Consider the following 14,128-nt stretch of genomic DNA (forward strand, 5'->3'; position numbering starts at 1 on the left):
TAAGTAGATGCACCCTGATGATCTGGAGAGCTGCCTAAGTAGCTCTCTTTTTTATTTTATTTTCGTGGTATTTACGGATAAAGTTCAAAAATTTTTAGAAATAATCTCAATAAATAAGTATTAACCCTTAAAAAGTAAATTAGAGAGATTAGTAAGTAGATGTATCCTAACGATCTACAGAGCAACCCAAGTAACTCTCCTTTTTTTGTTTTTGTTTTTCGTCATAAGAAAGGTAAAAACAATTATGCCAATCGCCAATTGGTGCATTATTATTGCCATCAGCAAATAAACTCACAATAAAAGGGAGTGGGGAGTGGGGAAACTAATAACTCTTAACTCGTAACTCCTAACTCAGCACTTTTGTAAAGTACAAATTGACCTATCCAACCAGATAGTTGTAAGGAAGAATGATGGCAGATTGGCAAAAAATCACAGGTGGCATCACAGCACCAAGGGGGTATCAGGCGGCAGGAATTACCGCAGGGTTGAAACCTTCGGGGTTGCCAGATTTAGCTTTGATATTCTCAGAGGTGGAAGCGATCGCAGCAGGTGTATTTACCACCAGCCAAGTTAAAGCTGCCTGTGTAGAATATTGTCGCCAACGCTTGCAAGCCAAACAAAGCGCTCGTGCCATCCTCTGCAACGCTGGACAAGCAAACGCCGCCACAGGAACTCAAGGCAACCTTGATACCCTAGAATCTGCTCTGGCAGTAGCCCAAGCCCTGAACATCTCGTCTGAATCTGTGTTATTGGCTTCTACTGGTGTAATTGGTCAAAGAATTAAGATGGATGCTTTGCGAAGTGGGATTCCCAAGGTAGTAGCGGCACTATCAGCAACAGGTTCGGATGCTGCTGCTGGGGCGATTATCACTACAGACTTGGTGACAAAATCTATTGCTTTAGAGACAACTATAAGCGATGCCTCCGGCGGGCTGCGCCAACGCCCGGTACGAATTGGCGGCATTGCCAAAGGTTCCGGCATGATTCACCCCAATATGGCAACCATGTTGGCATTTGTTACTTGTGATGCCGTGGTTTCGCCTCATCTTTGGCAGCAGATGTTAGCAAGGGCAGCTGATAGAAGTTTTAATTCCATTACCGTGGATGGTGATACCAGCACCAACGATAGCTTAATTGCTTTGGCAAATGGTCAATCCCGCACCCCAGCAATTATAGAATGGGGCGCAGAAGCAGAAAAATTAGAGGCGATGTTAACAGCAGTTTGTCAGCATTTAGCCAAAGCGATCGCTCGTGATGGTGAAGGCGCAACCTGTCTAATTGAAGTGGAAGTGACAGGGGCGCAGAATGAACTTTCAGCCCGACAAATAGCCAAAACCATCGCTGGTTCATCCTTAGTTAAATCTGCAATCTTTGGACGCGATCCAAATTGGGGACGCATCGCCGCCGCTGCCGGGACGTGCAGGTGTGCCATTTGAGCAAGAAAACCTGCAAATTAAGCTAGGGGATTTCTTAATGTTAGAAAATGGACAACCTCTGCAATTTGACCGTGCAGCCGCAAGTACTTATCTGAAAAAAGCAGCTGCGGGTGCTTATCTGCAACAGGATACGGTGTTAATCTCCGTTAATGTTGGCAATGGTTATGGTGTAGGTAAAGCTTGGGGTTGTGATTTGAGTTATGACTACGTAAAAATTAACGCCGAATACACTACCTGAACTACTCCCAATTATTTGCGTTGTATTGTTTGCGTTGTATTGTTTGCGTTGTAGAGACGCGATGAATCGCGTCTTTCCCCAAGGATGTAGTTAGATAAGTTTTATCTTGCCAGCATCGTCAAGTACCGTGGCATCATTGCGCTGATGTAAGACTTCTTTTCTGATATGTGGGAAAACAACAAGAACACTAAACTTCGTCACCCAGAACTACGGCTGCTGCTTAAAGAGACGGGGTTTATTCGTGGTATGGAAACGGCAGATAATTGCGATCGCTAGATAATAAATACATCTATTTAGAGTCTTTACTTAGGTCTTCAACTTCCCCAGCCTTACCATCTCGCTGCGCTCCTAAATTATAGGGATAACATAATGGTTGTGATAGATCAAAATTTATAGATGACAATTTACTACTAAAATTTAAGTTACAAAAGAAGTGAAGATAATCAATCATCAAGTAAACACAATAGTCTTCATAAATAAGAATTTATATCTTAAAAATTATTCCTATAGTTGAGGATAATAGATAAATTTTTACTTATACATCCAATCTAATATTTGTTTAATAATCTCGATTCCAAGTTAACAATTTCGGCTTCAAAGGCTGTAAACTGATTTCAACAAGGTGAATGATACCTCTGCATCACACTAGAAAAGCAGAGCCAATAATTTAACCGAGTTCTTATATAGGTAGCTATTTCATTCATGAAATGGCTGCGATCGCTTGGCCAAATATAGCTTGATTAATCATTAATGATGCAAGAAACACAAGGTTTTTTGCCTAAATTGTCATAGCTATAAAAAATAACATTTACGTTTTCAGGAGATATTTATGACAGAATTTTTTAATCAAATTTCTCGCCGCAAATTTATCTTCACAGCCGGAGTATCTGCGAGTGCTGTATTGCTCAAAGGCTGTTTGGGTAATCCTCCTGAAAACCTGACTGGTGGAAGCACCCAAGTACAGCCAACTGCTCAAACGGTTGCTAATATTAGTCCCGAACAAACACCAGAAACTACTACAGTCAAGTTAGGATATATTCCCATTGTAGAAGCGGCTCCTTTAATTATTGCTAAAGAAAAAGGATTTTTTGCCAAGTATGGCATGACTAATGTTGACCTTTCCAAACAAGCTTCTTGGGGTGCAGCCAGAGATAACGTAGAAATTGGTTCTGCCGGTGGTGGTATAGATGGCGGTCAATGGCAGATGCCAATGCCACATTTAATTACAGAAGGTTTAATTACCAAGGGCAATCAAAAAATTCCCATGTATGTATTATGTCAGTTAATTACGCATGGAAATGGAATTGCGATCGCCAGCAAGCACCAAGGCAAAGGTATTAGTTTACAACTCGCCAGCGCTAAGTCTTTATTCAAGGAATTAAAATCTTCAACTCCCTTCACAGCTGCATTTACCTTTCCCCACGTCAACCAAGATTTATGGATTCGCTACTGGTTAGCAGCAGGTGGCTTAGACCCAGATGCAGATGTCAAATTGCTCACAGTACCAGCAGCGCAAACTGTAGCCAACATGAAAACCGGAACAATGGATGCCTTTAGTACAGGCGACCCCTGGCCTTATCGCCTGGTGCAAGACAAAATTGGCTACCTAGCAGCATTAACCGCAGAAATTTGGAAAAATCATCCTGAAGAATACCTCGCGATGAGAGGCGATTGGGTTGATAAAAATCCCAAGGCTACCAAAGCAATTTTAAAAGGAATTATGGAAGCCCAACAATGGCTAGATAATTTTGATAATCGCAAAGAAGCGGCTGAACTTCTCGCTGGACGAAATTATTTCAACCTTCCTTCACCCGAAATTCTAGCAGATCCATACCAAGGCAAATATGACATGGGCGATGGTCGCAAAATTGATGATAAATCAATGGCTGCTTACTACTGGAAAGATGAAAAAGGTAATGTTTCTTATCCTTACAAGAGTCACGATTTATGGTTTATCACTGAAAATGTTCGTTGGGGATTCTTGCCAAAAGATTACATTGCCAATAATGCTGCTAAAGCTAAGGAACTGGTCAACAAAGTCAACCGCGAAGATATTTGGAAAGAAGCTGCTAAAGAAGCTGGAATTGCCGCTGCTGATATTCCCACAAATACATCCCGTGGTGTAGAAGAGTTTTTTGATGGCATCAAATTTGACCCCGAAAAGCCAGAAGAATATTTGAAGAGTTTGAAAATCAAAAAAGTCAGTATTTAGAGACGCGATTCATCTCTTGTAGAGACGCGATTCATCGCGTCTAAAGATTCATCGCGTCTAGAACAAATAAAAAATAAAATTTGCGGAGAACACAGCATCATGACACTCGCCCAAAAACGCCCTGCAAGCCCTAGATTTAATAATAGCTTTATAGCAAGTCTGCAAAAGCAATTTCCTGACCTGATACCACCAGCGATCGCGATCGCCATCTTCCTCATTCTCTGGCAACTCTTCGCTTTCACTCCCGGCGCAACATTACCAGGGCCAATACAGGTTATCCAAGACACTTGGGTTTTGATTTTCTGGCCCTTTTATGACCGAGGTGGCATTGATAAAGGTTTATTCTGGCAGATTCTCGCTAGTTTACAACGAGTTGCCATCAGTTATACCCTAGCTGCGATCGTTGGTATTGCTTTGGGTATTTTGATTGGGGTGAATAAAACCATGTCCAAAGCATTAGACCCCATCTTTCAATTACTGCGGACTGTACCACCTCTAGCTTGGGTTCCCATTTCTTTAGCAGCTTTACGGCAAAACGAACCAGCCGCCTTATTCGTAATTTTCATTACGGCAATTTGGCCCATCTTAATTAACACTGCTGTTGGCGTTACCCAAATTCCTCAAGATTACAACAACGTCGCCAAAGTTCTGCAACTTAGCCGCAAAGAATATTTCATTAATATTTTGATTCCGGCGGCATTACCCTATATTTTTACCGGCTTGAGAATTGCGATCGGTTTAGCTTGGTTAGCGATTATTGCTGCTGAAATTGTCATGTCCGGTATTGTCGGCATCGGATTTTTTATCTGGGACGCTTATCAAAATAACAACGTCAGCGAAGTAATTTTAGCTCTAGTTTACATCGGTGTTGTTGGCTTAGTGCTAGATAAAGCAATGGCTTGGCTACAAAACAAGATTTTACCAGCAGAACAGAAATAGTGAATGGGGCATAGGGCATGGGGAATGGGAACTAAGAAAGATTTTTCCAATCCTTAATCCCCAATCATCTCTAATCTTCAATGCCCAATGCCCAATGCCCAATGCCCAATGCCCAATGCCCAATGCCCAAATACCAAATACCAAATACCAAATATCTTATGTTTGTAGCTGTTGACCAAATTGATAAAGTTTTTGAATTAACTGGTGGTGGCAAATATATCGCCCTCAAAGGAATCGACCTCCAAATTAAAAAAGGAGAATTTGTCTCTCTAATTGGTCACTCCGGTTGCGGTAAATCCACACTCTTAAATATGATTGCAGGTTTGGATTTGCCAACTGAAGGTATTGTCACTCTTGAAGGGCAAAGAATCACCAAACCCGGCCCAGACAGGATGGTGGTGTTCCAAAACTATTCGCTATTACCTTGGCGGACGGTAAGAGAAAATATTGCCCTCGCTGTGGACTCAGTAATGAAAGGTTCACCCGCAGCCGAACGCAACGCCATTGTCGAAAAACATATTAATATGGTGGGTTTGCGTCCCCATGCTGACAAACAGCCGGGAATGTTATCAGGCGGACAAAAGCAGCGAGTTGCGATCGCCCGCGCCTTAGCGATTCGTCCCAAATTACTCTTGCTAGATGAACCCTTTGGTGCATTGGATGCACTCACACGCGGCAATTTGCAAGAACAATTGATGCAAATTTGCGAAGAAAATGAAGTCACTGCGGTGATGGTGACACATGATGTCGATGAAGCCGTGCTGTTATCTGACAGAATCGTGATGTTAACCAACGGCCCCGAATCTAAAATCGGCGACATTCTAGAAGTGGATATTCCCAGACCCCGCAAGCGGATGGAAGTAGTAGAACATCCCAGCTACTACAGCTTGCGGAGTGAGATGATTTACTTCCTCAATCAGCAGAAACGGATTAAGAAAATTCGGGCGCGGAAAACTGCTGACATTGCCCGTCATGGATTAGAAAAAGTTAACTTAGAAATTGGCTTTTTACCTCTGACAGCTTGCGCCCCCTTAGCAGTTGCTAAAGAAAAAGGCTTCTTTCTCAAACATGGTTTAGATGAAGTTAACCTGGTGCGGGAAAGTAGCTGGCGGGGTATAGAAGATGGCATCAGTGGTGGTTATTTGGATGCGGCTCAAATGCCTTCAGGGATGCCGATGTGGCTTTCTTTGGGAGGACATAATAACCAACCTTTGCCCGTTGTCACCGCCCTCACCATGACTCGCAACGGTAACGCCATCACCTTAGCAAAACGCTTTTACGACCAAGGCATACAAACCTTATCCGATTTCAGAAATCACCTGATTCTTACCCACGACCAACGGCACACAATGGGGGTAGTGCATCCCGCTTCTATGCACAACTTGCTGTTGCGTTACTGGCTAGCGGCTGGAGGAATTGACCCCGATAGCGATGTGGACATGAAGACCATTCCGCCAGCGCAGATGGTAGCTGACTTAAAAGCCGCAAGCATTGATGGTTACTGCGTCGGCGAACCTTGGAACTACCGCGCTGCTGTGGAAAATGTCGGCTTTACTATTGCTACCGATTTAGAAGTTTGGCTGGGACACCCCGGTAAAGTTCTTGGTGTGCGGGAAGATTGGGCAGAAAATTATCCAAATACGCATATTGCCTTAACCAAAGCTTTGTTAGAAGCTTGCGTGTATTGTGCAAATCCCGAAAATGCCCAAGAAATTCGGCAAATTTTAGCAGGGCGAGAGTATGTCAGCACTGATTTAGAATACATTCAACTCGAAGATCCAGATAATCTCACCTGTGACTTAGACCATCCGTTGCGGGACTATGCCCATCACCAGTTTTATTCTGAGTCTGCCATTAACCGCCCCAGCCGTACCGAACAAATTTGGATTATGAGTCAATTGGCGCGTTGGGGTGACACTCCCTTCCCCAGAAATTGGGTAGAAGTTGTGGAACGGGTGTGTCGCGTGCGTGTTTTCAGCACCGCCGCACGAGAATTAGGTTTGGATATTAGCTATATTCGCCAACCGATTCAACTGTTCGATGGTACTCCCTTTAACGCCGACGATCCGATCGCATATCTCAACAGCTTGAAAATTAAACGTGATTTTTCAGTCGCGGAAGTTGTTCTCGATGCACCAAGAAGGAGACTCGCCTCATAAAAAAATCGCGAGAGAAAGAGGGAGTGGGAGAAGTAAAACATCACGTGCGAGTCTTTGGACTCCGTTAATGAGGCTTTGAACTCCATTAATGAACCTCTGAACTCAGTTAATGAGGCTTTGGACTCCGTTAATGAGGCTTTGAACTCCATTAATGAACCTCTGAACTCCATTAATGAGGCTTTGAACTCCATTAATGAACCTCTGAACTCCGTTAATGAGGCTTTGCACTCCATTAATGAGGCTTTGAACTCCATTAATGAACCTCTGAACTCCATTAATGAGGCTTTGAACTCCATTAACGATCTAACTTTTCACGTCATGTATAAAAACCAACAAAAGACCTAACCCCCTTCCCTTGTAGGGGTAGGGGGAAAATTCAAAGTCTCTCTCCTTTTAGGAGAGAGATTTAGAGAGAAGTCAGAATATTCATTTGCACATCGCGTACATTTGCTTTTTAATCCCCAAATACCAAATACCATGCAAAACCGTAACTCAACAGCTACAAGCACACTAGGAAAACCATTCGTCAGTGCAACCACCAACCGCAGACCTTTCCTAGAAATTAAAGACGTTACCAAAGTTTATCCGACAAAGAAAGGCCCCTTCACTGTACTCGACGGCGTTAACCTCAACGTCGAACAGGGCGAGTTTATTTGTGTCATCGGCCACTCTGGCTGTGGCAAATCGACGCTGTTAAATATGGTATCCGGTTTTAACTTTCCCACCTCCGGGCAAGTGTTACTCGAAGGAGAACCCATTACTAAGCCAGGCCCAGACAGAATGGTTGTCTTCCAAAACTATGCCCTGTTACCTTGGCGAACTGCTTTTGAAAATATCTACTTAGCTGTCAACGCCGTTTATCCAAATAAACCACAAGCTGAAAAAAGAGCGATCGTCCGCGATCATCTAGCAATGGTGGGACTGGCTGATGCAATGGAAAAGAAACCAATGCAAATGTCCGGCGGGATGAGACAAAGAGTTTCTATCGCCCGTGCTTTGGCGATTCGTCCGAAAGTCTTAATTTTAGATGAACCTTTTGGGGCGCTAGATGCCATCACCAAAGAAGAATTACAGGAAGAATTGCTCAAAATTTGGGGCGATAACCGTTGTACAGTGCTAATGATTACCCACGACATCGACGAGGCACTATTTTTAGCAGACAAATTGGTGATGATGACCAACGGCCCCCACGCGAAAATAGGTGAAGTTATGGAAATTCCCTTTTCTCGTCCGCGCGATCGCAGCCGCATCATGGAAGATCCCCAATACTACCAATTGCGTAACTATGCCCTAGACTTTCTCTTTAACCGCTTTGCCCATGATGACGTAGGTTGAGCGCGATCGTCATTCTCATTTTTGCAAAATAGTACCAGATGGTAGCCGGAAGAACCATGCAATCAGTAGGGGCAATTCATGGATTGCCCTTACAACTACGTCTACAAGTTATAAAGTATGTGTAGAGCGAGTATGTTGAGAAAAAATCTGTATGACCAGCTACCCAGAAACCCTAACTAGTAATAACGAATCCGTTAGTGATTTAATCGCCGAGACGACAAGCATTAACCATGTTGAGGTAATTGAAAATGTCATCGACTCTTTGGAACAAGATGATAGTGCTATGGTTAGCCACACTCCAGAGGGTGGTTATCTCTGGAAGTTTAAGTATGGAAGCGTGGAAGTATTTGTCCAACTCAACGGGACAACCGATGAAGACACAATAACGGTTTGGTCTGCGGTGCTAAATTTACCTGCCAAAGATGAACCTAAGTTGATGCGGTATCTTTTGGAGTTGAACTGCTCTAGTACTTTTGAAGCGCGTTTCGGTATTATTGAAAACCGAGTGGTTGTAATATCGACACGCACCTTAGCAGAGTTATCTCCTGGCGAAGTGTCTCGGCTAATTACCATTGTGGCAACGATCGCTGATAATAACGATGAAGCCTTACAAGCTGAATTTGGTGCGGCTTAAGGAATTTTAGATTTTGATTGGGCTATTGCTACATCCGATGTCTAGCAATCCGGTTTGGGAGAATCTGCAAAAACTTTTTTCTGTGTACCAATTAAAAAGCGCCTGGGAGTGTTGCCGTGTTTCCACCCCAGGCGCTTTTTATTTTTAACTTGCTCCTCACACAACTAAATAGTATCACTGCTTCAATCAAAAGCCGAGTCTAGTAAGTGACACTTTTAGAACTGACTGCTGAATTGACCCCATCTGCATTTAGGGTGCGATCGCTCAAATTATGGCAGTTTGCTTGACAGACTCGATGGCGTCCAGGTTATCTGTTGGCTTACTGATTTCATTACACAGCCGCTTTATTGCTAATCACCAGCCCTCAAAAGGTGAGTTAGGGAGAATCTAGGCTTTACAAGTCGTAACATAACTAATTAAATAATTATTAAAGATATATGCATCCTTTAATTAATGCCTGAAACTTTTTAGTAATCAATCAAACTCTCAAATAAATATTAGCACTCAATGCTTGTAAGTGCTAATTTATCGCTGAAGTTTAACGCCTATGATATAGCCCAAAACTGCACTTTCTGTAGATGCATTAGTTCCTTTCCAGATATTATTTTAGAAATAGAAAAAACTAAATATTTTCTGTAAGTAATATAAAATTGGGAGTAGTGGCATGAAATACACTTTTGATATTGTAGGAATATCTCCACTTTTGCAGTTTTTTAATCAGCAACAACAAAACGGGCAAAAACCACCCCACCAAGGTGTGGAATACTTGGGAATGCATACGTGTACGTTAGATACGTTTTTAGAATCGGTAGAATCAGTTCCAGCCAAGTGGGATTGGAATTTGGATCAAGTGGTAGATACCGTGATTAAGTTTTGGTTGAATAACTCAGACAGTATTCGTTATTGGAAAATGCGTTTAAATGATGCTGGTAAAGATAATTTACTAGTCACAAGGTTGGCGGATATAACCGCCTTACAAGCTGAATTTGAATCCCTATTAAATAAGGAGTGGTGAAGAAATCGTTAGAATTGCAAAAGAATTCCGGAGGGGAGCAATCTCTGCTTCGCCTCCAATCAAAATCAATTATTTATTCTGTTATTCTCGTTTTCAAGTATTTTGAGAACTTGGAGATATAAATTTTCGACTCTTTTCGTCTGAACTTCACCAAATGACGCATAGTGAGTTAAGCTAGGAGCGCCATTTACTTCAATAATTGTATAATCTTCCATTGGTGAGGTTATATCATTAGCAAGAATATCCACACCTGATAATCTCAATTCCATATCTTTTGTAATATTTACTGCTAATTTTTTAAAATCAGGATGGATATTGTCAGTGAAATCTATTGCCTCACCTCCAGTTGATAAATTTGCATTCTCTAAAAGATAGACTATATTATTTTTAGGTATAACATTACTAAAATTTAGCTTCCGTCTTCGCAAGTTTTTTTTGATTCTGTAATCTTCAAAATCTATAATTTCTTTTCTACCATTTTTGATAAAAGTTTCTTGCTTCTGTTCCATAAGTTGCAAAACAGTAGATTGACCATCTCCGATGATAAATAAAGGAATTCTTTGATATGCCGAAACTACTTTATCATCAAGTACTACAATTCTATAATCATTGCCATTATAGAATCGCTCAACAATAAATCCTGAGGCTTTTCGCAAGATTTTCTTAGCTACTTGATAATATTCTTGCTTATTGTGAACCTTGGTAACAAACATTCCTTGGCTAAGGTTAATCGGCTTGACAATTACAGGAAATCCCAACTCATGAGCATAATAAAATCCTGCATCTATATTTCTAGGATTAGCTATTTCTTCGCATAATTCGTCACTAAAAAACGTTTTCCCTTCAGTAACCTTATAGCCAAATTTATTCAGAAAAAAGTTTGAAACTGCTTTATCTTTAGCTATTGCTACTGAACCAAAAGAATTAATACTAAACCTGGTATTACGAAAAAATGTTTTATTGCCGTTTTTAAATGTAATCAATCCCATAAAAGTGCATTCTGGGTCTATTAAAACTGCTGCTTCTATTTCTGTTGCTATTTTTTTAATTATTGATGTTAAAAATGGTGTTTTCATTATCGATAACTAGAATTTCGTCGAAAAAATTTTAACTATTTTGTGACAATTAGTCAAGAATTTTCAATTTTAACAATTGCACTATTGTTTGTCCCTAAAACTCTAGTCAAAAACTGAAGGAAAATTAATTTTTGAATATTTCAATAAACTCTGAAAATTTAATTATTTTCAACTAACTATAAAAAATGTAAATGCCTGCAATGTAGCTTTACTAATCAGACTATAGAAAAATTAAGAGTGCGTACATTATTTATTTTCTCTTCAACTTGTAAATAGTATGTTTTCAGACATTAATGTTTGTTTTACCACTGATGCGGACTTTACTTATGTGTATACATACAAATAATGCAAACCCAAAAATTGCCAAACTTTCTGTTTGAACATTGTTGTGTCCTGGAAACAATTGCAAATTAAGGCTTTGAGACTCACTGCCACCTGAAAATTTCAACTTAATTGGTCTAAAATATAGCGCTCAGTGTTGACAATTTATTAATAATCGAATAACAAGGTGGCAGCAGCATTAAAAAAAGCGTTGGTGCATTCCTACCTAGAAACTAATTAAGGCCCTTCATTAAACTTCATACGGTTAAGATAATTATGCCAGAAAATACGGATAACAAAACTTCCCAATCAGACAATCAAACTATTGCGTATAAAGAACGCCTGAATTCTTGGGCGATCGCTCGTCAACTTCCTAATACGCAACGGGAAATTGTTGCTCGCTTCCGCAGCCGTTCTGATGCCGATGGCTATATGCGGCACCTTCCTCAAGAAATACCAGATGCTTCCTACATGGTTGTTTTTGATTGTCAACGCCAAGAAGCTGCAATTTAAAGTACAAGCAAATGGCATTAACCCTTGTTTTTAATCCAATATGCTTGGTTTAAGGGTTATTGGTCTTTCAAAACGCGATAAATCAAGACGCGATAAATCAAGACGCGATAAATCAAGACGCGATAAATCAAGACGCGATAAATCAAGACGCGATAAATCAAGACGCGATAAATCGCGTCTCTACAATCTGGTTTTGAATTTCCATTATCCTTTTCTTGCGATCGCAGGCGTAGTCTAATTAAAATTTGTGCGAACCACTATATTTAATTTGCTCTCCAGGCAGAGGCTTAGATCCCCGACTTACTTCAAGAAGTTGGGGATCTTTTGGTTTCTAGTACCTTCTACCATCTCAATTAACGTGAGGTCATACTACAAAAAATTAGCAGTTCTCATACTAATTCTTGGTGAAGCTGGACATTGTTTTAACCCCTGCCAACCTCACCTTACCAAGGAGATGTGCCAATACGGTTCGGTTAAAGGGGAAAGGGTAAAGGGGAAAGGTGAATAAAAAACCTTTAACCCTTAACCTTTTCCCTTTTCCCCAAACCCTATTTTGAGTTCAAAATGCTTATCCGAACCGTATTGAGAGATGTGCCGCAGGTGGTGGGATTTTTTACTATGCGTATTCATAAATAATTAGTATCAAAATAAATGTAATTATAATTAGAAATAATTAAGTTTTTCGGGCAATACATAAATATCTTGATATATTAACTAAAAATAAATTCCGTAAATTCCCCCTTGCTACTGATATTTTAGATTACTTAAAAGTAAAAGTTAGTGCAATAAGCCCTGAAAATTCTAGAGAGTTAATAAGTGGAAAAACAGCACCGATATTACTGGTTCAAAGCTGTGAGATTTTTTCGTCAACAAGAATTACTTGCCCTGTTGCTGGGGATTTTCTTCTCAATCTCTGTATTCCTACTCTGGCAGAGACTTTTAATCCAAAATCCGGGGTTATTAACACAAGTAGAATTGATTGCATGGTTATTAGTTGTTGTCACGTTGACATTATCAATCTATTTTGGCTTGGCAATGAATGCAAGAAACCAACAAATAACAGCAATCAATCAGGAGTTAACTCACAGAATTTTTGAACAGAAACAGGTAGAAATTGCCCTGATCGCCAGTGAAAATCGTTTGCGACAGCTGCTAGAAACTGTCAAAGTCATCCCTTGGGAATTGGATTTGAAAACTTGGCGATTTATTTACGTAGGGCCGCAAGCGGTAGACTTGTTAAATTATCCGATCGCAGAGTGGTACGAGGAAAATTTTTGGGTTAATCATCTGCATCCAGATGACTTGGAAAACTCTGTTCGTTTTTGTCAAGAAGCAACTGCTAGGTGCGAAAATCACGAATTGGAATATCGGATGTTAGCTGCTGATGGGCGAGTTGTTTGGCTGCGAGACATTGTTAGTGTCGTTGAGGAAGCCGGAACTGCGATCGGGCTGAGGGGATTTATGTTTGACATTACTGATTTGAAACTGGTTGAAGAAACCTTGAGGCTGAGGGAGAGGGCACTAGCCGCTACCAGTAATGGAATTATGATTGCCGATGCCAGAATCGCCTACAATCCCATTATTTACGTCAACCCTGCCTTTGAGCAAATAACAGGCTACAGTGCTACTGATGTAATTGGACAAAACTGTAGATTCTTGCAACGCACAGATACCCAGCAACCAGCACTTAATGAATTGCGCTCATCTATTCAAACTGGAACAAGTTGCAAAGTTGTTCTTCGCAACTATCGCAAAGACGGTACTTTGTTTTGGAATGAATTGAGTATTTCTCCGATTCATGATGACAATGGTGAGTTAAGCCACTTCATTGGTATTCAGAGAGATATTAGCGATGTCTACAATGAGCTTTGTTTACGCAAGCAAGCCGAAGCCAATCTACGTCGGCAAGCCCTCACCTTTGAAAATATGCATGATGGCGTAATTATCACAGATTTAACTGGAAGTATTATTGATTGGAATCCTGCTGCCGAAGGTATGTTTGGCTATACCAAAGCTGAGGTTTTAGCTAAACATCCCAGTATTTTGCATCAGCCGGAAGTAGCCGCAACATTAAGCGCCAACATTTTGTCAACAGTCACCCAGCAAGGACGCTGGGTCAGGGGAAATACACTTTATTCGCAAAGATGGCAGTGAAGGAATTTGCGAAACAACCGTAGTCCCTCTACAGGATGAACAGGGGGAAACTGTTGCGACTGTCGGCATCAATCACGACATTACCGAACACAAACG

The 14,128-nt window shown here is 40.9% G+C and carries 8 protein-coding genes and 2 pseudogenes; 9 read left to right on the forward strand and 1 reads right to left on the reverse strand.

The window, feature by feature from the left end; genetic code table 11:
- Positions 1-410: 410 nt before the first annotated feature.
- The 7 genes and pseudogenes from argJ (at position 411) to NSTCB13_RS27335 (ending at position 9,968) form a co-directional block, all read left to right on the forward strand.
- Positions 411-1,674 (forward strand): annotated as a pseudogene (argJ, locus tag NSTCB13_RS27305) (bifunctional ornithine acetyltransferase/N-acetylglutamate synthase).
- A gap of 829 nt (positions 1,675-2,503) precedes the next feature.
- Entirely contained in the window at positions 2,504-3,886 is a 1,383-nt protein-coding gene (locus tag NSTCB13_RS27310; RefSeq protein WP_448274484.1) for a CmpA/NrtA family ABC transporter substrate-binding protein, read from the forward strand.
- 99 nt (positions 3,887-3,985) lie between these two features.
- Positions 3,986-4,825, forward strand: a complete 840-nt coding sequence (ntrB, locus tag NSTCB13_RS27315; protein WP_448274485.1) for a nitrate ABC transporter permease — start codon at positions 3,986-3,988, stop codon at positions 4,823-4,825.
- A 122-nt stretch (positions 4,826-4,947) separates the two neighbouring features.
- Entirely contained in the window at positions 4,948-6,984 is a 2,037-nt protein-coding gene (locus NSTCB13_RS27320; protein WP_448274486.1) for a nitrate ABC transporter ATP-binding protein, read from the forward strand.
- 477 nt (positions 6,985-7,461) lie between these two features.
- Entirely contained in the window at positions 7,462-8,319 is an 858-nt protein-coding gene (locus NSTCB13_RS27325) for a nitrate ABC transporter ATP-binding protein (protein WP_445627202.1), read from the forward strand.
- A gap of 151 nt (positions 8,320-8,470) precedes the next feature.
- Positions 8,471-8,953, forward strand: coding sequence for a YbjN domain-containing protein (locus NSTCB13_RS27330; RefSeq protein WP_445627201.1), 483 nt, complete (start codon positions 8,471-8,473; stop codon positions 8,951-8,953).
- 664 nt (positions 8,954-9,617) lie between these two features.
- A complete protein-coding gene (locus NSTCB13_RS27335) occupies positions 9,618-9,968 on the forward strand; it encodes a hypothetical protein (RefSeq protein ID WP_445627200.1) in 351 nt (116 codons plus the stop codon).
- A 65-nt stretch (positions 9,969-10,033) separates the two neighbouring features.
- On the opposite strand, the gene NSTCB13_RS27340 is transcribed toward NSTCB13_RS27335, so the two are convergent.
- Positions 10,034-11,044 carry a cyanophycin synthetase gene (locus tag NSTCB13_RS27340; RefSeq protein WP_445627199.1) on the reverse strand — a complete coding sequence of 337 codons (1,011 nt, stop codon included), beginning with the start codon at positions 11,042-11,044 and terminating at the stop codon, positions 10,034-10,036.
- A 597-nt stretch (positions 11,045-11,641) separates the two neighbouring features.
- On the opposite strand from NSTCB13_RS27340, the gene NSTCB13_RS27345 reads away from it, so the two are divergent.
- Together NSTCB13_RS27345 and NSTCB13_RS27350 are read left to right on the forward strand one after the other, a co-directional pair.
- Complete coding sequence (locus NSTCB13_RS27345) at positions 11,642-11,878, forward strand: hypothetical protein (protein WP_322660092.1); 237 nt, start codon at positions 11,642-11,644, stop codon at positions 11,876-11,878.
- A gap of 1,035 nt (positions 11,879-12,913) precedes the next feature.
- A pseudogene (locus tag NSTCB13_RS27350) lies at positions 12,914-14,084 on the forward strand (PAS domain-containing protein); the annotation flags it as partial.
- Positions 14,085-14,128 lie beyond the last annotated feature (44 nt).

It is taken from the genome of Nostoc sp. DSM 114160, assembly GCF_053470305.1.